This window comes from Corynebacterium sphenisci DSM 44792 (assembly GCF_001941505.1).
Classification (GTDB): Bacteria; Actinomycetota; Actinomycetes; order Mycobacteriales; family Mycobacteriaceae; genus Corynebacterium; species Corynebacterium sphenisci.
The window spans coordinates 1,945,582-1,965,315 of sequence record NZ_CP009248.1 but is presented as its reverse complement, the minus strand read 5'-3'; the positions used below and the strand labels follow the sequence as shown (position 1 = coordinate 1,965,315).

Genomic DNA, 19,734 nt, shown 5'->3' with positions numbered 1-19,734 from the left:
GCATAGACCGGCCCCGCCGCGCCCATGCGGGTGCGGCGGGGCCGGTCGGGGCGGCGGGCCGGTGGCCCGCCGGCGGTCCGGGCGGGGGAGGGGCTACTCCGCCGCCTCGCCCTCGCCCTCGGCGGGCTCGTCGGGCAGCTCGTCCTCGCCCATGCCCTCGATGTCGGCGTCGACGTCGCCGGCCGGGTCCTCCTCCGGCTCCACGATGTTGAAGATGAGCAGATCGGCGTCGTCGGCCAGCTCCAGGCCCTCCGGCAGGGTGATCTCGCCGGCGGAGATCTGGGTGCCCTCCTCCAGGCCCTCCACGGAGACCTCGATCTCCTCGGGGATGGCCAGCACCGGGGCGAGCACCAGGATGGAGTCCGCGTCCTGCATGACCAGGGTGTTCGGGGCGGCCTCGCCGACGTGCACGACCGGCACCTCGACCTCGACCTTCTCGCCACGCTTGATCGCCAGCAGGTCGACGTGGTCGAACTCCATGGTGATCGGGTTCTGATCCACGGCCTTGACCATGGACAGCTGCTTCTCGCCCTCGACGTCGAACTCGATGATCGCGTTGATGCCGTAGTTGCGGATCACCGCGTTGAACTCCAGCACGTCCATGGCGATGTGGATCGGGGCGTCCAGGTTGGTGCCGTAGATGACGGCGGGGATGGACCCGTCGCGGCGCAGCCGGCGGGCGGCGCCCTTGCCGAACTCGGTGCGCGCGCGCACCGACAGGCTGGTGATGTTGGGCTTCTTGGCCATGTCTGACTCCTTGTTCGCTCTGTCGGGACCCGGGAGTCGACCACTTCGGCGCCCGCGGCGGCCCCTGGGGGGCGCCGGCGGCGGCGCGTCGCGTCGATAACGGGGCCGGGTGCGGCGGGGACCCGCCGCGCGCCCGGCCGCCCTCGCCGAGACATAACGCACCGCATCCTACCCGCGGGCGGGTGCGGCGGGGAAATCGCCCCCGGGAGGCGCGGGCAGGGGCGGACCCGGCCACCGCGCGGTGGCCGGGTCCGGTGCGGGTGCCTCGGCGGCGGCTAGGCCTGGCCCTCGAAGAGGGTGGTCACCGAGCCGTTCTCGAAGATCTCGTGGATGGTCTTCGCCAGCAGCGGCGCGATCGGCAGCACGGTGAGGTTGTCCCAGCCCTCGGTGCTCTGCGGCAGGGTGTCGGTGGTGATGACCTCCTTGGCCCCGCAGCCGGAGAGCCGCTCCGCGGCCGGCCCGGAGAACACCCCGTGCGTGGTGGCGATGATGACGTCCTTCGCCCCGGCGGCGCGCAGCACCTTCACCGCCCCGGCGATGGTGCCGCCGGTGTCGATCATGTCGTCGATGAGCAGGCACACCCGGCCGTCGACGTCGCCGACCACCCGGTTGGCCACGATCTCGTTGGCCACGTCCACGGAGCGGGTCTTGTGGATGAACGCCAGCGGCACATCCCCCAGGGTGTTCGCCCACTTCTCGGAGACCTTCACCCGGCCGGCGTCCGGGGACACCACGCACAGGTTCTCCATGGAGTACTTGTCCTTGATGTAGTCGGAGAGGATCGGCATCGCGTGCATGTGATCCACCGGGCCGTCGAAGAAGCCCTGGATCTGGTCGGTGTGCAGATCCACGCTGACGATCCGGTCCGCGCCGGCGGTCTTCAGCAGGTCGGCGACCAGGCGGGCGGAGATGGGCTCCCGGCCGCGGTGCTTCTTGTCCTGCCGGGCGTAGGGGAAGAAGGGCAGGATCGCGGTGATCCGCTTCGCCGACCCGCGCTTGAGCGCGTCGATCATGATGAGCTGCTCCATCAGCCACTTGTTCAGCGGGGCCGGGTGCGCCTGCAGCACGAAGGCGTCGCAGCCGCGCACGGACTCCTCGAAGCGGATGAAGGTCTCCCCGTTGGCGAAGTCCCGGGCGGTGGTCGGGGTCAGCCGCACCCCCAGCTCCCGGGCCACCGCCTCGCCCAGATCCGGGTGCGCCCGCCCGGAGAAGAGCATCAGGTTCTTCTGGTTGTCGATCCACTGGCCGGTCATCGGCAGTCTTGGCCTTCCTCGTCGTCAACGGTGGGGTTCGGCGCGGCCTCGCCGGCGCCGCCGGCGGCCGCCGCAGCCTCCGCGGCCGGGGTGCCCGGCCGCTTCCGCTGGACCCATCCCTCGATATTCCGCTGCCTGCCCGCGCTGACGGCCAGCGCACCGGGGGGGACATCGTCCTTGATCACAGTACCCGCCCCGGAATACGCGCCGTCACCGACCGTCACCGGGGCGATGAACATGGTGTCCGAGCCGGTGCGCACATGGGAGCCGATCCGGGTGCGGTGCTTGCGCACCCCGTCGTAGTTGACGAACACGCTGGAGGCGCCGATATTGGACTCCTCGCCGACCTCGGCGTCGCCGATGTAGGTCAGGTGCGGCACCTTCGAGCCCGCCCCCACCTGGGCGTTCTTCGCCTCCACGAAACCGCCGAGCTTGCCGCGCGGGCCGAGCACGGTGCCCGGCCGCAGGTAGGTGAAGGGGCCCACCTCCGCATCGGCGCCGATCCGGGACTCCCGGGCGTGGGTGCGCGCCACCGTGGCGCCCTCGCCGACCTCGACGTCGACCAGGGTGGAGTCCGGGCCGATGACCGCCCCCTCGGCCACCCGGGTGCGCCCGGCCAGCTGCACCCCGGGCAGCACGGTGACGTCCCGGCCGAGTTCGACGTCCATGCCCAGCCAGGTCGTCGCCGGGTCCACGATGGTCGCCCCGGCGCGCATCGCCTCCTCGCACAGCCGGCGGTTCAGCTCCGCGCCGACGGCGGCCAGCTGCACCCGGTCGTTGACCCCGGCGACCAGCCAGGGATCGTCGAGGCGGTGCCCGCGGGCGGTGCGGCCCAGCTCCCGGGCGATGCCGATGACGTCGGTGAGGTAGAGCTCGCCCTGGGCGTTGTCGGTGTCCAGCAGGGTCAGCGCCCGGCGCAGCGTCGCGGAGTCGAAGGCGTACACCCCGGAGTTGATCTCGGTGATCTCCCGCTGCCGCTCATCGGCGTCCTTCTCCTCAACGATCCCGGTGACCTCCCCGTCGGCGGTGCGCAGGATCCGGCCGTAGCCGTGCGGGTCGGCGACGGTGGCGGTGAGCACGGTCACCGCCGCCTTCGGCGCCCGCTCGTGCTCGGCGAGCAGGGCGCGCAGCGTGGCGCCGTTCAGCATCGGCACATCGGAGGTGGTCACCACCACGGTGCCGGCGAACTCGGCGGCCCGGTCCAGGGCGGTGAAGGCGCACTGCACCGCGTGCCCGGTGCCGTTCTGCTGCTCCTGGTGGGCGATGTCCACCGCCTCCGGGGCCAGCCCCGCCGACTCCGCCCAGGCGCGCACCCCGGCCTCCACCCGCTCCCGGGCATGCCCCACGACCACCGCGATCCGGTCGGCGCCGGCGTCGCGGGCGGCGTGCAGGGCGTGCGCCAGCATGCTCCGCCCGGCGACCTCGTGCAGGACCTTCGGGGTGGCCGAGCGCATCCGGGTGCCCTGGCCGGCGGCCAGGACCACCACCGCGGTGGCCGAGTCGGGGTTCATCATCCATCTCCTCATGCGGGCTGGGATCGTCCGTCGGGGATGAGGGTACCGCCTCAGCCGCCCGCCCCCGGCCGGGACACCTCGGGCAGCGCGCGGGCGGCGGCCACCCCGGCCAGGCCCATCGCGGCGAGCAGGAGCAGCGCCCACTCGACCCCGATATGCGCCAGGGCACCCGAGATCACGCCGGTGAGCAGCAGGATCGCGCCCATGGCGGTGTTGCCCACCGCCACGTACGCGGTGCGCCGGTCCCCGGTGGCCATGTCCACCACGTAGGTTTTCCGGGCCACCCGGATCTCGGTGTGGGTCAGCGCGAGCAGGAAGTAGGTCGCCGGCAGCGCCCAGCCGGCCGCGCCCGGGGCGAGCCGGGCCAGCGCCAGGGCGGCCAGGATCACCGCCGAGGCCGCGGCGGCACCGAGGATCATCGCCCGCCGGGAGGAGCGGTCGGAGAGCCGCCCGGCGATCCGGCCGCCGATGATGGACGCCGCCCCGGAGGCGATGAGGAAGGTGCCCAGCCCGCCCAGGCCCGCCCCGCCCCGGGCGGCCAGGGCCACCAGGAAGGCCGGGGCCAGGGCGGAGACCAGCAGCAGGGCGCGCACCACGACGAAGCGCCGGAAGGGCCGGTCCTCGCGCAGCAGGTCCACCGATTCGCGCAGCCAGCCGGGGCCGGCGCCCGGATCCTCGGGGGCGGTGGCCGGTTCCGCGATCCGGGCGAAGATCACCGCCCCGGCCACCCAGGCCAGCGCCGCCGCCCCGATCAGCCACTCCAGATCCGCCTCGGTGAGCCGGCCGGCCCCGCCGAGGACGCGCACCGCGGCGCCGACGGTGATCGCGGCGACGCCGCCGACCATGGTGGACACCCCGCTGACCCGGCCCCGCCGGCCCTTGGGGATCACCCGGCCCTGGATGTCCTTGGAGCCGATCGAGCACAGCGAACGGCCCAGGGAGAACCCGGCCAGGCCGAGCAGCACCAGGGCGCCGGCCGCCGGCCCGGTGGCCGCCGCCGCGGCGAGGGCGATCACCGCGGCCATCGCCGCCTGGGTGAGCGCCCCGATGAGCCACACCCGCTTGCGCCGGGGCTGGGCGCGCACCCAGGGGGTCAGCGCCGCCTGCGGCAGCATGGAGCCGGATTCGCGGATCGGCACCAGCAGGCCGAGCATGAACCCGGGGGCGCCCAGGGCGTGCAGCAGCCAGGGCAGCACCGTCTTCGCGTCCACCACCTGGTCCCCGGCCGATTGCAGCCCCTGGGCGGCGACCAGCCGCCGGGTGTTCGCCGGAATCGCCCGCCGGACGTCGGGATCCATGCCCGCCGCCCCGTCGTCCCCGTGCCCTCCGTCCGCGCCCATCGCGCCCGTCCTTCCCGCGTCAACCTGGTGCCGTCCTCGGCGCGCGGACCGTGCGGCGGGCGCTCCCCCGCCAGGACTCGAACCTGGAATGCCTGAACCAAAATCAGGAGTGTTGCCATTACACCACGGGGGATCGTCGGCGGCGGTGCCGCGGCCACGCGCCGATGGTAGCCGATACAGTGGGGTTTCATGAGCACCCCCGCCCGCCGCCGGATGAGCACCGCCGAGCGCCGCCGCCAGCTTCTCGACGTCGGCTGCACCGCCTTCGCCCGACTCGGCCCGGACGGGGTGTCCATGGAGGAGCTCGCCGCCCGCGCCGGGGTGTCCAAACCGGTGGTGTACGAGCATTTCGGCTCCAAGGAGGGCTTCTACGATGCGGTGGTCGCCGAGGAGATGGAGCGCCTGGAGGCGGTGATCGCCGGGGCGATGTCCCTGGGCCGGGCCCGGCTGCGGATCGAGCGGGCGGTGCTGGCCCTGCTCACCTACGTCGAGGAGCACCCCGACGGGTTCACCATCGTCGCCCGGGACCCGGCGACGAAGGAGGGCTTCGCCACCCTGCTGGGCAACGCCACCTCCCGGGTGTCGCATATCCTCGGCGCCGCCTTCACCCGCGCCGGGCTGGACCCCTCCCCGGCGACGCTGTACTCCCAGGCGATGGTGGGCATGGTCTCGCAGACCGCCCAGTGGTGGCTGGAGCAGGGCAGCGCGGAGACCGCCCCGGACAAGGAGACCGTCGCCGCGCACATCGTCAACCTGCTGTGGAACGGGCTGGCCGGGATGGAGGCCGAGCCCCGGCTGCGCCGGGAGGTGCCCGCCCCGGTGGCCGGGGAGGGGGTGCGCCTGGGCGCCGGGGAGTCCGCCGACCCGGCCGAGGCGATCGCCGCCGGGGCGGAGCCCGGGCCCGGGGACCCGGCCGCGGGCTGAGGCCCGCGCCGGGGCCGCCACCGGCCCGTCCCCGGGCCCGGGGGGCCAAGTAGACTGCCCGGACGTGACCGCCCCCGACGCCGCCGATCCCGACCCCACCGCAGCCGCAGCCCCCGCCCGCCCCGACGCCGCCGCCCCACTGGGCGGGCTGGCCCGGGTGGTGGCCACCGAACCGCAGCTGAGGGGGGTGCTGCGCCACCTCGGCGAGGCCGAGCTGCACCTCACCGGCCCCGAGGAGCTGCGGCCCTTCCTCGTCGCCGCGCTCGCCGGCGCCGCCCCGGTGCTCGCGGTGACCGCCACCGGACGGGAGGCCGAGGAGCTCGCCGCCGCCCTGGCCGGGCTGCTCGGCGAGCGGGTGGCGCTGTTCCCCTCCTGGGAGACGCTGCCCCATGAGCGGCTCTCCCCGGCGGTGGACACCGTCGCCCGGCGCCGCCGGGTGCTGCACCGGCTGCGCGCCGGGGGCCTCGACGTGGTGGTCGCCGCGACCCGCTCCCTGGTGCAGCCGATCCTCGACGACCGGGTGGCGCCGATCCGCCTCGCCGAGGGCGCCGAGGTGCCCGATCTCGCCGAGAAGCTGGCGGAGCTGGGCTACTCCCACGCCGACATGGTCGGCCGGCGCGGCCAGTTCGCGGTGCGCGGCGGGATCGTCGACGTCTTCCCCGGCACCATGGACAACCCGGTGCGGGTGGAGCTGTGGGGCGACGAGATCACCGATCTGCGGCTGTTCAGTGTCGGCGATCAGCGCACCATCGAGGAGGAGCGGGTCGAGGTCGCCGAGGTCTACCCGGTGCGCGCGCTGCTGCTCGACGCCGGCGTGCGCGCCCGAGCCGCGGACCTGGCCGCCCGGCGCTCCGGGGACGTGCAGGAGATGCTCACCCGGATCGGGGAGGGCCAGTGGGTGGAGGGCATGGAGGCGCTCATCCCGCTGCTCAGCGAGGTGCCGCTGGCCACCCTGCCGGAGCTGATGCCCGCCGGCGCGCACACCCTGCTGCTCGCCCCGGAGCGGATCCGCTCCCGGGCCGCGGATCTCATCGCCACCGGGGAGGAGTTCCTCGCCGCGGCCTGGGAGTCCGCGGCGATGGGGGCCGCCGCCCCGGTGGCCGACGACGCCCTGGCCGCCACCGCCTACCGGGACCTGGACCAGGTGCGCGCCGCCGCGCCCGGGCCCTGGTGGGGCTTCGCCCCGGAGGGCATGCTCGGCGCGGTCGCGGACACGGAGATCCTGCCGCTGCGCTTCGAGCCCGCCCCCCGCCCGCGCGGGGACCTCGCCGCGATCGGGGAGATGATGTCCGGGCTGCGCCACCGGCTCGCCGAGGGCGCCCGGGTGGCCTATCTCGCGGCCACCCCGGCGGGGGTGCGCCGGCAGGCGGAGCGCTTCCGGGAGGCCGGGCTGCCCTGCCGGGTGGCCACCGGCCCGGAGGAGCCCGAACCCGGCCGGGTGACCGTCTACCGGGGGGTCAACCACGGTGGGCTGGTCTTCCCGCGCACCGCCGGCGGCCCGCTGACCGTGCTCGCCGAGGCGGATCTCACCGGCAATCGGGTCACCGCCGCCGCGGGCCGCACCCGCGGCCCCGCCAAGCGCCGCAACCGGGTGGACCCGCTGGCCCTGGAGGCCGGGGATTTCGTGGTGCACGACACCCACGGCATCGGCCGCTTCGTCAAGCTCACCGAGCGCACCATCGGCTCCGGGGCGGAGCGGGCCCGCCGCGAGTACGTGGTGCTGGAGTACGCGCCCTCCCGCCGCGGCGGGCCCCCGGATCAGCTCTTCGTGCCGATGGAGAGCCTGGACCTGCTCAGCCGCTACGTCGGCGGGGAGACCCCGACCCTGTCCCGGATGGGCGGCTCGGACTGGAAGGCCACCAAGCGGCGGGCCCGCGGGGCGGTGCGCGAAATCGCCGGGGAGCTGGTGAAGCTCTACGCCGAGCGCAAGGCCGCCCCCGGCCACGCCTTCGCCCCCGATTCGCCCTGGCAGCATGAGCTGGAGGACGCCTTCCCCTTCGTGGAGACCGAGGACCAGCTGCGCGCCATCTCCGAGATCAAGGCGGACATGGAGGCGCCCACCCCGATGGACCGGGTGCTCATCGGCGACGTCGGCTACGGCAAGACCGAGGTGGCGGTGCGCGCGGCCTTCAAGGCGGTGCAGGACGGCCGCCAGGTGGCGGTGCTGGTGCCCACCACGCTGCTCGCCCAGCAGCACATGGCCACCTTCACCGAGCGGATGGAGGAGTTCGGCACCACCATCCGGGGCCTGTCCCGGTTCACCCCCGCCAAGGAGGCCAAGGAGACCCTCGCCGGCCTGGCCTCCGGGGAGGTCGACATCGTCATCGGCACCCACCGGCTGCTGCAGACCGGGGTGACCTGGAAGAACCTGGGCCTGGTGATCGTCGACGAGGAGCAGCGCTTCGGGGTGGAGCACAAGGAGCACATCACCGCGCTGCGGCACAGCGTGGACGTGCTCACCATGTCCGCGACCCCGATCCCGCGCACCCTGGAGATGTCCATGGCCGGGATCCGGGAGATGAGCCAGATCCTCACCCCGCCGGAGGACCGGCACCCGGTGCTCACCTACGTCGGCGCCTACTCCGGTAAGCAGGTCGCCGCCGCGATCCGCCGGGAGCTGCTGCGCGAGGGCCAGGTGTTCTACCTGCACAACCGGGTGCGCACCATCGACGCCGCGGCGAAGCGGATCCGGGACCTGGTGCCGGAGGCGCGGGTGGTGGTCGCGCACGGGCAGATGCCGGAGGAGCAGCTGGAGCGCACCGTGCAGGGCTTCTGGGACCGGGAGTACGACGTGCTGGTGTGCACCACCATCGTGGAGACCGGCCTGGACATCGCCAATGCGAACACCCTCATCGTGGAGGACGCGCACCATATGGGCCTGTCCCAGCTGCACCAGCTGCGCGGCCGGGTGGGGCGCAGCCGGGAGCGCGCCTACGCCTATTTCCTGTACCCGGCGGAGCACACCCTCACCGAGGCCTCCTACGGGCGGCTGTCCACGATCGCGGCGAACAACGAGCTCGGCGCGGGCATGGCGGTCGCGATGAAGGACCTGGAGATGCGCGGGGCCGGTTCCATCCTCGGCGCCGAGCAGTCCGGGCACATCGCCGGGGTGGGCTTCGACATGTACGTGCGCCTGGTCGGGGAGGCGGTGCGCGCCCTGAAGGCCGCCGCCGACGGGGAGGCCGTGGACGGCTCCGCGGAGGAGCCCGCCGAGGTGCGGGTGGATCTGCCGGTGGACGCGAACATCCCGCCGGACTACGTCGCCGCGGAGCGGCTGCGCCTGGAGGGCTACCGGAAATTCGCCGAGGCCCGGGGCCTGGACGAGGTGGATCGGGTACTCGAGGAGCTCGCCGACCGGTACGGGCCGCCGCCGGTGGAGGTGCAGCGGCTCGCGGCGATGGCCCGGCTGCGGATCATCTGCCGCGAATTCGGGGTGCGCGAGATCTCCGCGGCCGGCAAGCACATCGCGGTGTCCCCGATGCAGCTGGCGGACTCCAAGCAGGTGCGGCTGCGCCGGCTGCACCCGGGGTCGACCTACCGGGCGGCCTCCGGGACGGTCACCCTGCCGCAGCCGAGGTCCGGCCGCGGCCCGGCGGCGCGGCCGGTGCGCGACGTCGCCCTGGTGCAGTGGGTGGCCGATTTCCTCACCGCGATGGCGGGGATCCCGGCGATGGACGTCACCGGCGGTGCCGCGGAGCCGCCCGCCGCGGACCCGGCCGCCGGGCGGGGCGGGCGGAACCGCCCGGCACCCGACCGGGGCGGCGCCCACCGTCGCGGTGGTGGACGTGGCAATGTTGAGGGCGGAACAGGGCGACCGGCGCGCCGCGCCGGCGGAAAGGACTGACGATGGCCATCATCGAGCTGGATCCCCGATTCCCCACCGCCGTGCCGCTGCAGGCGGCCGGGCTGCTGGCCGGCGAGGTCAGCTACACCGAGGAGGTGCCGATCCGGGTGCGGTGGGCGATCGCCGACGCCGGCGGGCATTCGGTGAGCGATGCGGAGGTGCTGGTCACCACCGACCCGGACAATGAGGAGGTTCGCGCCCGGGTGGAGCGCGGGGAGCCCCGGATCGCGGTGGAGTTCGCCGAGGGCGCCGGGGCCGCCCCGGCCCCGGCGGCGCAGGAGCCGCCGCAGCCGGTGGTGGACCCCGCCGATCCGCTCGGCGAGAACGCCCCGCCGCTGCCCCGGCTGGCCGAGGCCGTGGAGCTGATGGCCCGCGCCCGGCGCCGCGGGGAGTGGGAGGCCGGGCGCACGCACCGCAACCTGCTGCCGCATCTCATCGAGGAGACCCACGAGTTCATCGACGCCGTCGAGGACGGCGGGGACATCCTGGGGGAGCTGTCCGATCTGCTGCTGCAGGTGCTCTTCCACGCCGAGATCGCCGAGGGCTTCGACATCGAGGACGTCGCCGACGCCTTCGTCGCGAAGCTGCGCCGGCGCGCCCCCTACCTCTTCGAGGCGGGGGAGGGGCAGGTGCCGGTGGCCGAGCAGGAGCGGACCTGGGCCGCCGGCCGGGTCGGCCCGCGCGCCGAGCCGGCCCGGGGGCTGCCCGCCCTGGCGCTGGCCGAGGAGGTCATCCGCCGGGCCCGCGCCGCCGGGCTCAGCGACTCCGACATCCCCAATGAGCTGCTCTGCCCGACCCCGGGCCTGGAGCTCGACGACGGCGCCGAGGCGCGCACCCGGCACGCCGCCCGGGTCTTCCTGGCCACCTTCGAACCCGCCGCCGGCGACGGGGACGCCACCGCGGCCGATGCCGCGGCCGAGGAGGCCCCGGAGGATGCGGGGGAGGAGCCGGCGGACCGCCGGGCCGGGGACGCCGCCGCGGCGGCCGAGGACGCCGAGTCCGCCGGCTACGAGTCCGCCGGGGTCGCCGACGCCGCCGTGGACGAGGCCTGGACCGCGGCCGGCCCCGGCGCGGCCGCCCCGGAGCCCGGGCGGGACTGACCCGGCCCGGCGGGGCCGCGGTGCCCCGGCGCCCGCGCCCGCCCCGTAGGATGTGACCCCGTGCCCGAATCCGCCCGCCCCCGCCCGCCGGCCGCCCGCCGCCGCGGCTCCTCCGGCTGCGGCCTGCTGACCCTGACCTCGGCGGCCGTGCTCGCGCTCATCGCCCTGATCGGGGCCATGACCATGCTCGGCGGCCCCTCCGGGGTGCCCTTCACCCGGCAGCCGATCCCCGATGACGTCCCCCCGAAGGCCGCGGAGCGGGCGCTGAGCGTCGACGTCGACGCCCCCGGCCGGCCCGCCGCGCAGCTCGCCCAGTGGGCGGCGCCGATCGCCGCGGCCACCGGGATCCCGGAGCAGGCGCTGCGCGCCTACGGCCTCGCCGAGGTCCGCGCCGGCCTCGAGTTCCCCCAGTGCAACCTGCGCTGGAACACCCTCGCCGGCCTGGGCTGGGTGGAGAGCCGGCACGGCACCTACAACGGGGACTGGTTCAACCGCTCCGGGCTGCGCGCCGACGGGGTCGCCGAACCGCCGATCATCGGGGTGCCGCTGGACGGCGGACCGGGCCTGGCGGAGATCCCGGACACCGACGGCGGCAGGCTCGACGGCGACCCGGACTGGGACCGGGCGGTGGGCCCGCTGCAGTTCATCCCGGAGTCCTGGGCGAGGTACGGGGTGGACGCCTCCGGCGACGGGGTGGCCGACCCGCAGCAGATCGACGACGCCGCCGCGGCGGCGGTCCGGCTGCTGTGCTCCGGGGAGCGCGATCTGGCCACCCCGGAGGGCTGGACCGCGGCGATCGGGGCCTACAACCAGTCCGCGCAGTACATCATCGACGTGCGCGACGCCGCGGCGAACTACGCCCTGAACCAGCCCGCCTGAGCCCGCCCCGGCGGGGCCCCCGGGGCGCCGCCGACACTGCGGGTGACACCGTTAGCCCATGGTGCCCGGGGCCCGCGCCGGCCCGGCGGCGGGCGGGTCCGGGCGGCGTCGGCGCGCGACCGCGAAAAGTGGAACAATCGGGGTCGTACGGCCGGAAGAGTTCTGGCGGAAAGGTGATACATGGCTGCACCCATCATTGGAATCCGGGCGCTGGAGATCCTCGACTCCCGCGGCAACCCGACCGTCGAGGTCGAGGTGGCGCTGGAGGACGGTTCCCGCGGGGTGGCGATGGTGCCCTCGGGCGCCTCCACCGGGGAGCATGAGGCGTATGAGCTGCGCGACGGCGGCGACCGCTACCTGGGCAAGGGCGTGCAGGAGGCCGTCGCCAACGTCGGCGGCCGGATCCAGGACGCGCTGCAGGGCGAGTTCGCCGATGAGCAGCGGGCCATCGACCGGGCCATGCTCGAGCTGGACGGCACCCCGAACAAGAAGGACCTCGGCGCCAACGCCATCCTCGGCGTGTCCATGGCGGTGGCCAAGGCCGCCGCCGCCTCCGCCGACCTGGAGCTCTACCAGTACATCGGCGGCCCCAACGCCCATGTGCTGCCGGTGCCGATGATGAACATCCTCAACGGCGGCGCGCACGCCGACTCCGGGGTGGACGTGCAGGAGTTCATGATCGCCCCCATCGGGGCGGACAGCTTCGCCGAGGCGCTGCGGATGGGCGCCGAGGTGTACCACGCCCTGAAGTCCGTGATCAAGGGCAAGGGCCTGTCCACCGGGCTCGGCGACGAGGGCGGCTTCGCCCCCTCCGTGGACTCCACCCGCGCCGCCCTGGATCTCATCGCCGAGGCGATCCGGGAGGCCGGGTACGTCCCGGGCGAGGACGTCGCCCTGGCCCTGGACGTCGCCTCCTCCGAGTTCTACGCGGACGGGGTGTACCGCTTCGAGGGCGGCGAGCACAGCGCCGAGGAGATGGCCCGGGTCTACCGGGAGCTCGTCGAGGAGTACCCGATCGTCTCCATCGAGGATCCGCTGGACGAGAACGACTGGGACGGCTGGGTGAAGCTCACCGAGGCCATCGGGGACAAGGTGCAGATCGTCGGCGACGACTTCTTCGTCACCAACCCGGAGCGCCTCGCCGAGGGCATCGCCAAGGGCGCGGCGAACGCGCTGCTGGTGAAGGTCAACCAGATCGGCACCCTCTCGGAGACCTTCGAGGCGGTCGCCCTGGCGCACAACAACGGCTACAAGTCGATGATGTCGCACCGCTCCGGCGAGACCGAGGACACCACCATCGCGGATCTGGCGGTGGCCCTCAACTGCGGCCAGATCAAGACCGGCGCCCCGGCCCGCTCCGAGCGGGTGGCCAAGTACAACCGCCTGCTGCGCATCGAGGACCAGCTGGGCTCGGCCGCCGTCTACGCCGGCCGCGCGGCCTTCCCGCGCTTCGCCAAGTAGCGCACGCCCCCCCGGGGCGCGGCCTGCGCCCCGGGGACGCCCCGGCCCCCGCGGAGGATCCCCCCGCGGGGGCCGCGGCGCATCCCACCGGCCCCACCGGCCCCACCCGCCCCGGCCGCGCGGACCGGGCGGGCGCGCCGCGGGCCGGGTGGGCGCCGGGTAGAGTCGGCGCCATGGACGACCACCCCAGGCGGGCCCGCTGGTCCCGCGGCACCCGAGTCGGCCGCGCCGGCGGCGCCGGCCGCGGCCGGGATCTGCCCTCCGGCGCGGGTTTCCGCGAGCTCTCCCCGGCGCAGGCCCTCGGCGGCGGGCTGCTGGTGCTGCTCCTGCTGGGCACCCTGGTGATCCCGCTGCGCGCCTACGCGGAGCAGCGCGCCCAGCTGGCCGCCACCCGGGCCTCGATCGTGCGCCTGGAGGATCGCCGCGCCGAATTGGAGGGGCAGATGCGCCGCTACTCCGACGAGGCCTACATCCGGGAGCAGGCCCGGATCCGGCTGGGCCTGGTGGAGCCGGGGGAGACCCCCTTCCGGCTGATCGACCCCGAGCTCGGCGCCGGGCCGGGCCGCGCCCCGGGCGAGGAGGACCCCGCCCCGGAGCAGGCCTGGTGGCGGCTGCTGTGGGCCTCCATCGCGGAGCCCCCGCAGCCGGCCGCCCCGGATCCGGGGGTGCGCGACGAGTCCACCTCCCCGGACCGGGTGCCCCGGGTGCCCGACCCGGCCGCGGAATAGCCCCCCGACGCGAGCCGCCCCGGCCCCGGCCGACCCGTCACGGGTCGGCCGGGGCCGGGGCGGCAAGCGTTGCCGGCCGGGCCTAGGCGGCGGCGCCGCGGGCGCGCGCGGCGCGCAGCCCGTTGATGATCACCAGCACCTCGGCGGCCTCGTGGATGAGCACGATCCCGCCCAGGCCGAGCACCCCGGTCACCGCCAGCGGGGGCAGCACGATGACGATGAGCGCGGAGAGCACCAGGTTCTGGGTGATGATCGTGCGGCACCGGCGGGCATGGGCCAGGGCCCGGGGGATGAGCCGCAGATCATGGCCGGTGAAGGCCACGTCCGCCGATTCGATGGCCGCGTCCGAGCCGGCGGCGCCCATCGCGATGCCCACCTCGGCGGCGGCCAGCGCCGGGGCGTCGTTGACCCCGTCGCCGATCATCGCCGTGGGGGAGGCCCCGGACAGCTCGCGCACCGCCGTGGACTTCTCCTCCGGGCGCAGGCCCGCGCGCACGTCGTCGATCCCGGCCTCGGCGCCCAGCGCCGCGGCGGCCGCGGCGTTGTCGCCGGTGAGCATGGTCACCCCGATGCCGGCGGCGCGCAGCGCGGCCACGGCCTCGGCGGCCTCGGCGCGCAGGTTGTCGCGCACCCCGATCACCCCGGCGACCGCGCCGTCGACGCTGAGCGCCACCACGGTCATCCCGGCGGCCTCCAGCTCGTCGAGTTCGCCGGCGAGCTCGGCGGGCAGGCCCGCGGCCAGGTGCCGGGGGTTGCCCACCTCCACCGCGGCGCCGTCGACGACGCCGGCCACCCCGGTGCCGGGGCGCTCCTCGACCTCGTCGGCGACCAGGTCGCCCACCCCGGCGGCGTCCGCGGCGGCCACTATCGCGGTGGCCAGGGGATGGGAGCTGCGCCGCTCCAGGGCGGCGGCCAGGGCGAGCACCCGATCCGGGTCACCGCCGGCGACGGGGCGCACCCGCTCCACGGCGGGCCGGTTCGCGGTGAGCGTGCCGGTCTTGTCCAGGCCGATGTGCCGGATCCCGCCGAGCCGCTCGAAGGCGGCCCCGGATTTCACGATCACGCCGAAGCGGCTGGCCGCGCCGATGCCGGAAATGACGGTCACCGGCACCGAGATGGCCAGGGCGCAGGGGCTGGCCGCGACCAGCACCACCAGGGCGCGGGTCACCCACACCGCCGGGTCGCCGAGGATCGAGCCGAGGATGGCCACCGCCAGGGCGACCACGATCACCGCGGGCACCAGCGGCCGGGCCAGCCGGTCGGCCATCCGGGCGCGTTCGCCCTTCTCCGCCTGGGCCTGCTCGACCAGGGCGACGATGGCGGTCAGCGAGTTGTCCGCGCCGGGGTTGGCGGCCTCCACCTCCAGGGCGGCGGAGCCGTTGATGGAGCCGGCCCGGACCTCGTCGCCGGGGGCGACCGCCACCGGGATGGATTCGCCGGTGATCGCGGAGGCGTCCACGGAGCCGGCGCCCGAGCGCACCACCCCGTCGGTGGCGATCCGGTCGCCGGGGCGCACCAGCAGGGTGTCGCCCACGGCGATCTCGGCGGCCGGGATGGTCCGGGTGAGCAGCCCCCGGCGCACCTCGGCGGTGTCCGGGACCAGCTCCAGCAGCCCGCGCAGCCCGGCCCGGGCCCGGTCCATGGCCCGGTCCTCCAGGGCCTCGGCGATGGAGAACAGGAAGGCCAGCATCGCCGCCTCGGCGACGTGGCCCAGGGCCACCGCGCCGATCGCGGAGATGGTCATCAGCAGGCCCACCCCGGGCTTGAGGTCCTTGACGAAGCGGCGCAGGGTGCCCGGGATGAAGGTGGAGCCGCCGAGCAGCAGCGCCGCCCAGTAGGCCACCTGGGCCGGGATCGACGCCCCCGCCCAGTCCAGCAGCAGCCCGGCGAGCAGCGCCGCCCCGGAGGCCACCGGGACCAGGATCGCCCGGTCCCGGTACCAGGCCGGGTGCTCCTCGATCGGCCCGGCGGGGGCGTCGGCGGCGCAGGGTTCACCGCATCCGCAGGTCATGCCGCACCCCCCGTCACCGCGGCGGCGCAGCCGGGCAGCTCGCAGTCCGGCTCCAGGCAGGTCGCGGAGTGGTCCACGGCCAGGGTGACCTCGACCAGGGTCAGCAGCGCGGTGCGCAGCGCCGGATCGGCGATCTCGTAGCGGGTCTGCCGGCCCTCGGCGGTGGCGGTGACGATCCCGCAGTCGCGCAGGCAGGCCAGGTGGTTGGAGACGTTCGGGCGGGTCAGCCCCAGCCGGTCGGCGAGCGCGGCCGGGTAGGCGGGCCCGTCGAGCAGGATGAGCAGCATCCGGGAGCGGGTCTTGTCCGCCATGGCCCGGCCGAGCCGGTTGACCACGTCGAGGCGCGGGTCCGCACCGGGATCATTATTCAGCATGCGCTGAATGGTACACCCTCGGCTGAACAATGTAAGGGGCGGACTGCCGGACCCGCCCGGCGACCCGGTAACCTACCGCGGGACAGGGGGCGCGCCGGCGGGCCCGGGACCGGTCCGCCGCGCCGCCCGCGATCGACGATCCCCGCCGCCCGGCGGGGCAGTGGAGGGAGCACCGACGTGAGCGTTTCCGAGGCCGACCTGGCGGCCGTCGCCGCCCAGCTGGGCCGCACCCCCCGGGGGGTGCTCGACGTCGCCTACCGCTGCCCGGACGGCGCCCCCGGGGTGATCCGCACCGCCCCCCGGCTGCCCGACGGCACCCCCTTCCCGACCCTGTACTACCTCACCGACCCCCGGCTCACCGCCGAGGCCTCCCGCCTGGAGGTCGCCGGGGTGATGCGCGACATGACCGCGCGGCTGGTCGCCGACGAGGAGCTCGCCGCCGACTACCGCCGCGCCCACGAGCACTACCTCGCCGAGCGCAACGCCCTGGCGGACCTGGGCACCGACTTCTCCGGCGGGGGCATGCCGGACCGGGTGAAGTGCCTGCATGTGCTCATCGCCTACGCCCTGGCCGAGGGTCCGGGGCATTTCCGGCTCGGCGATGAGGCGGTCGCCCTCGCCGCCGAGGGCACCGGGCTGCGCGGGAGCGCGCTGCCCGCCGACTGGCCGGACTGCGCCGCGCTGGGTATCCGCCGCCCCGGCGCCGGGGACGCCGAGGGGGCCGCCCGATGAGCCGCTACGCCGCCGTGGACTGCGGCACCAACTCGATCCGGCTGCTCATCACCGAGGTCGCCGAGCGCGGCGGGGTGCTGGAGTTCACCGAACTGCACCGGCTGATGGAGATCGTCCGCCTCGGCGCCGGCGTCGACGCCACCGGCCGGCTGGACCCGGCCGCGCTGGCCCGGGTGGACGAGGCGCTGGGCCGCTACGCCGGGCTGATGGCCGAGGAGGGGGTCACCCGGGTGCGCATGGTGGCCACCTCCGCCACCCGCGACGCCGCGAACCGGGAGGAGTTCTTCGCCATCGCCCGGCGCCGGCTCGCCCCCTGGGCCGCCGGGGCGGAGGTCATCGACGGGGAGGCGGAGGCGGCGCTGTCCTTCCGCGGCGCGGTCGACGATCTCGACCCCGCGGACGGGCCCTTCGCGGTGATCGACATCGGCGGCGGCTCCACCGAGATCCTGATCGGCGACCACGACGGCACCGGCTACGGCGCGGCCAGCGCCCCGATGGGCAGCGTCCGGCTCACCGAGCGCTTCCTGCACGACTCCCCGCCGAGCGCCGGGCAGCTCGACGCCGCCCGCGACTACGTCGCCGGGATCCTCGCCGGGCTCGCCGAGCGGCTGCCGGTGGCCCGGGCCCGCACCGTGGTCGGCTGCGCCGGCACCTTCACCACCCTCTCCGCCCTGGCCCAGGGCCTGGAGAGCTACGACCCGGCCGCGATCCACCACTCCGAGCTGCGCTTCGACGCGCTGCGCAGCCTCAACGCCGCGGTGCTCGCCACCGATGCCGCGGCGCTGGCGGCCAATCCGGTGATGCACCCCCGCCGCGCCGACGTGTTCGCCGGCGGACTGGTCGTCGTCGATGCGATGATGGACCTCTTCGACGGCGCCGGGGCGTTTAGGATCAGCGAGAAGGACATCCTCGACGGGATCATCGCCGGTCTCGTCGACGAGGCGGGCTAGCCCCGCCGGCGCGGCCGCGCCCCGCGGTCGCGCCCCGGCCCCCGTAGCCCAATCGGCAGAGGCGGCGGACTTAAAATCCGTGCAGTGTGGGTTCGAACCCCACCGGGGGCACCACCGGGCACGCGCCCCGGCGCGCGCACGCCCGCCGGGGCGGGCGCCCGCGCCGAAACCCCCGGCCGGCCGCGGCTGCGGCCGACCGGGGGTTATTCGGTTCCGCCCCGGCGCGGTGCGCCGGCTAGGGCAGGATGCGGAACTTCTTGCCCAGGTTCAGCGCCAGGCTCATCACCCGCGAGTAGTTGCGCCGGGAGAGGAAGGGGAAGGTCACCGGGAACAGCCGCTGCACGGTGACGGTCTGCGACTCGGTGTACTTCAGCAGCCCCTCGGCGCCCTGCCGGCGGCCCACCCCGGAATCCTTCCAGCCGCCCATGGGGGCGTCCACGGAGGCGAAGGTGGCGCCGAAGCCGTCGTTGACGTTGACCGAGCCGGCCTCCAGCAGCGGGCCCAGCTCCCGGCCCCGGCGGGGGGTGGTCCACAGGGAGGCGTTGAGCCCGTAGCGGGAGTCGTTGGCCCGCCGGATGCCCTCCCGGGCGTCGGCGACCCGCTCCACGACCACCACCGGGCCGAAGACCTCCTCGGTGCACACCTCGGTGCCCTCCGGCACGTCCACCAGGATGGTCGGCTCGTAGAAGGTGGGCCCCAGATCCGGGCGGGTGCGCCCGCCGGCGAGCACGGTGGCCCCGGCGGCGCGGGCGTCCTCCACGAAGCGCTCGGCGGTGGCCAGCTGCTCCGGGGACTGCAGGCAGCCCATGTCGATCTCCCAGCCGTAGCCGGCGCCCAGGGTCATCGCCTTGGCCCGGTCCACGAAGGCGGCGAGGAACTCGTCCCACACCGCGTTGGCGACGTAGATCCGCTCGATGGACACGCACAGGTGCCCGGAGTTGGTGAAGCAGGCCACCCGGGCGCCGTCGGCGGCGGCCGCCACATCGGCGTCCTCCGCGACGACCAGGGCGTTCTTGCCGCCGAGCTCCGCGGAGAAGCCGATCAGGCGCTCCCCGGCCTGGGCGGCCAGGGAGCGGCCGGTGGCCGAGGAGCCGGTGAACATCAGGTAGTCGGCGCGCGCCAGGATGGCCTGGCCGACCACCCGGCCCGGCCCGGGCACCACGTTGAACAGGCCCTCCGGCAGACCGGCGCGGGCGAGCAGGTCCGCGGCGATGAGCGCCGAGTAGGGGGTGGTCGAATCCGGCTTGAGCACGATCGCGTTGCCCGCGGCGAGCGCGGCGATGGCGTCGGAGACCGCCAGGGTCAGCGGGTAGTTCCAGGGCGCGATGACGCCCACCACGCCCTTGGGGTGGTGGTGCACCGTGGTGCGGCTGATCACCGGCAGCGCGCCATGGGCCCTCTTCGGGGCGAGCAGATCCGCGGCCTGGTTGCCGTAGTAGCGGGCGGTGATCGCGGTGTGCACCAGCTCCTCGAAGGCGCTGGAGCGGGATTTGCCGGTCTCCGCCTGCACGATGTCCAGGACCTGGTCCTGGTGGGTGAGCAGCAGATCGTGGAAGCGGTGCAGCACCTCCCGGCGGGCCTTCGGGGTCACCTTCGCCCAGGAGGCCTGGGCGCGGCGGGCGGTGGCGAAGGCGGCCTCCACGTCCGCCTCGGTGCCCACCGGGATCTCGGCGATGATCTCCCCGGTGAAGGGCATCGGGATCTCGCGGGTGTCCGTGCGGTCGGCGACGGTGGCGAAGCCGAGCAGGCGCTCGGCGACGCCCCCGGCGAGGGGGTTGCGCGGCGCGGCGCCGCGGTCGGTGGTCTCGGTGGTGGTGCTCGCTGAGGTCATGCGGCGATGATACGTGCCCGCCCCCGGCGGGATATGTCTTTTCGCC

The 19,734-nt window shown here is 75.2% G+C and carries 15 protein-coding genes and 2 tRNA genes; 9 read left to right on the top strand and 8 right to left on the bottom strand.

The annotated features are described in order from the left end of the window. Positions 1-93: 93 nt before the first annotated feature. The 5 genes from CSPHI_RS08895 to CSPHI_RS08875 form a co-directional block, all read right to left on the bottom strand. Positions 94-747 carry a 50S ribosomal protein L25/general stress protein Ctc gene (locus tag CSPHI_RS08895; protein ID WP_075692627.1) on the bottom strand — a complete coding sequence of 218 codons (654 nt, stop codon included), beginning with the start codon at positions 745-747 and terminating at the stop codon, positions 94-96. A gap of 275 nt (positions 748-1,022) precedes the next feature. Then, positions 1,023-2,000, bottom strand: coding sequence for a ribose-phosphate diphosphokinase (locus tag CSPHI_RS08890; RefSeq protein ID WP_075692625.1), 978 nt, complete (start codon positions 1,998-2,000; stop codon positions 1,023-1,025). Continuing rightward, positions 1,997-3,511, bottom strand: a complete 1,515-nt coding sequence (gene glmU, locus CSPHI_RS08885) for a bifunctional UDP-N-acetylglucosamine diphosphorylase/glucosamine-1-phosphate N-acetyltransferase GlmU (RefSeq protein WP_211274704.1) — start codon at positions 3,509-3,511, stop codon at positions 1,997-1,999. The genes CSPHI_RS08890 and glmU overlap by 4 nt, the downstream gene beginning before the upstream one ends. A gap of 53 nt (positions 3,512-3,564) precedes the next feature. After that, positions 3,565-4,812 carry an MFS transporter gene (locus CSPHI_RS08880; RefSeq protein WP_075693946.1) on the bottom strand — a complete coding sequence of 416 codons (1,248 nt, stop codon included), beginning with the start codon at positions 4,810-4,812 and terminating at the stop codon, positions 3,565-3,567. A 104-nt stretch (positions 4,813-4,916) separates the two neighbouring features. Further along, positions 4,917-4,987, bottom strand: a tRNA-Gln gene (locus tag CSPHI_RS08875). 80 nt (positions 4,988-5,067) lie between these two features. Between CSPHI_RS08875 and CSPHI_RS08870 the strand changes: the two genes are divergently transcribed. From CSPHI_RS08870 to CSPHI_RS08845, 6 genes are all read left to right on the top strand, one after another. Further along, positions 5,068-5,778: a TetR/AcrR family transcriptional regulator gene (locus CSPHI_RS08870; protein WP_075693944.1), complete on the top strand. Its 711-nt coding sequence runs from the start codon at positions 5,068-5,070 to the stop codon at positions 5,776-5,778. 64 nt (positions 5,779-5,842) lie between these two features. Next, entirely contained in the window at positions 5,843-9,622 is a 3,780-nt protein-coding gene (gene mfd / locus CSPHI_RS08865) for a transcription-repair coupling factor (RefSeq protein ID WP_084210339.1), read from the top strand. 2 nt (positions 9,623-9,624) lie between these two features. Next, entirely contained in the window at positions 9,625-10,722 is a 1,098-nt protein-coding gene (locus CSPHI_RS08860; RefSeq protein WP_075692621.1) for a MazG nucleotide pyrophosphohydrolase domain-containing protein, read from the top strand. 60 nt (positions 10,723-10,782) lie between these two features. Continuing rightward, positions 10,783-11,601, top strand: coding sequence for a lytic murein transglycosylase (locus CSPHI_RS08855; RefSeq protein ID WP_075692620.1), 819 nt, complete (start codon positions 10,783-10,785; stop codon positions 11,599-11,601). A 180-nt stretch (positions 11,602-11,781) separates the two neighbouring features. After that, positions 11,782-13,062 carry a phosphopyruvate hydratase gene (gene eno, locus CSPHI_RS08850; RefSeq protein ID WP_075692618.1) on the top strand — a complete coding sequence of 427 codons (1,281 nt, stop codon included), beginning with the start codon at positions 11,782-11,784 and terminating at the stop codon, positions 13,060-13,062. 173 nt (positions 13,063-13,235) lie between these two features. Beyond that, positions 13,236-13,790 carry a septum formation initiator family protein gene (locus CSPHI_RS08845; protein ID WP_075692616.1) on the top strand — a complete coding sequence of 185 codons (555 nt, stop codon included), beginning with the start codon at positions 13,236-13,238 and terminating at the stop codon, positions 13,788-13,790. 82 nt (positions 13,791-13,872) lie between these two features. Here the strand turns inward: CSPHI_RS08845 and CSPHI_RS08840 are convergent, their stop codons facing one another. Then, on the bottom strand, positions 13,873-15,801 hold the full coding sequence (locus CSPHI_RS08840) for a heavy metal translocating P-type ATPase (protein WP_075692614.1): 1,929 nt from the start codon (positions 15,799-15,801) through the stop codon (positions 13,873-13,875). Beyond that, positions 15,798-16,175 (bottom strand): Cd(II)/Pb(II)-sensing metalloregulatory transcriptional regulator CmtR, encoded by a 378-nt coding sequence (gene cmtR, locus CSPHI_RS08835; protein WP_075692612.1) that lies wholly within the window; start codon positions 16,173-16,175, stop codon positions 15,798-15,800. The genes CSPHI_RS08840 and cmtR overlap by 4 nt, the downstream gene beginning before the upstream one ends. Before the next feature lie 177 nt (positions 16,176-16,352). Here cmtR and CSPHI_RS08830 point away from each other — a divergent pair, with 177 nt between their 5' ends. The 3 genes from CSPHI_RS08830 (at position 16,353) to CSPHI_RS08820 (ending at position 17,971) form a co-directional block, all read left to right on the top strand. Continuing rightward, positions 16,353-16,907, top strand: coding sequence for a DUF501 domain-containing protein (locus tag CSPHI_RS08830; RefSeq protein WP_075692611.1), 555 nt, complete (start codon positions 16,353-16,355; stop codon positions 16,905-16,907). Continuing rightward, the gene (locus CSPHI_RS08825) at positions 16,904-17,857 is read left to right on the top strand and encodes a Ppx/GppA phosphatase family protein (RefSeq protein WP_075692609.1); all 954 of its coding nucleotides are present in this window, start codon (positions 16,904-16,906) and stop codon (positions 17,855-17,857) included. Before CSPHI_RS08830 ends, CSPHI_RS08825 begins: the two co-directional genes overlap by 4 nt. A gap of 37 nt (positions 17,858-17,894) precedes the next feature. Further along, a tRNA-Leu gene (locus CSPHI_RS08820) sits at positions 17,895-17,971 on the top strand. Between the two features lie 121 nt (positions 17,972-18,092). Here the strand turns inward: CSPHI_RS08820 and CSPHI_RS08815 are convergent. Further along, on the bottom strand, positions 18,093-19,688 hold the full coding sequence (locus CSPHI_RS08815; protein WP_075692607.1) for a succinic semialdehyde dehydrogenase: 1,596 nt from the start codon (positions 19,686-19,688) through the stop codon (positions 18,093-18,095). Positions 19,689-19,734 lie beyond the last annotated feature (46 nt).

Excerpts from the sequence above, each read along its gene's own strand:
- CSPHI_RS08895 (WP_075692627.1), bottom strand. The coding sequence starts at position 747 with ATGGCCAAGAAGCCCAACATCACCAGCCTGTCGGTGCGCGCGCGCACC.
- CSPHI_RS08890 (WP_075692625.1), bottom strand. The coding sequence starts at position 2,000 with ATGACCGGCCAGTGGATCGACAACCAGAAGAACCTGATGCTCTTCTCC.
- glmU (WP_211274704.1), bottom strand. The coding sequence starts at position 3,511 with ATGAACCCCGACTCGGCCACCGCGGTGGTGGTCCTGGCCGCCGGCCAG.
- CSPHI_RS08880 (WP_075693946.1), bottom strand. The coding sequence starts at position 4,812 with ATGGATCCCGACGTCCGGCGGGCGATTCCGGCGAACACCCGGCGGCTG.
- CSPHI_RS08870 (WP_075693944.1), top strand. The coding sequence starts at position 5,068 with ATGAGCACCGCCGAGCGCCGCCGCCAGCTTCTCGACGTCGGCTGCACC.
- CSPHI_RS08860 (WP_075692621.1), top strand. The coding sequence starts at position 9,625 with ATGGCCATCATCGAGCTGGATCCCCGATTCCCCACCGCCGTGCCGCTG.
- eno (WP_075692618.1), top strand. The coding sequence starts at position 11,782 with ATGGCTGCACCCATCATTGGAATCCGGGCGCTGGAGATCCTCGACTCC.
- CSPHI_RS08845 (WP_075692616.1), top strand. The coding sequence starts at position 13,236 with ATGGACGACCACCCCAGGCGGGCCCGCTGGTCCCGCGGCACCCGAGTC.
- CSPHI_RS08840 (WP_075692614.1), bottom strand. The coding sequence starts at position 15,801 with ATGACCTGCGGATGCGGTGAACCCTGCGCCGCCGACGCCCCCGCCGGG.
- cmtR (WP_075692612.1), bottom strand. The coding sequence starts at position 16,175 with ATGCTGAATAATGATCCCGGTGCGGACCCGCGCCTCGACGTGGTCAAC.
- CSPHI_RS08825 (WP_075692609.1), top strand. The coding sequence starts at position 16,904 with ATGAGCCGCTACGCCGCCGTGGACTGCGGCACCAACTCGATCCGGCTG.
- CSPHI_RS08815 (WP_075692607.1), bottom strand. The coding sequence starts at position 19,688 with ATGACCTCAGCGAGCACCACCACCGAGACCACCGACCGCGGCGCCGCG.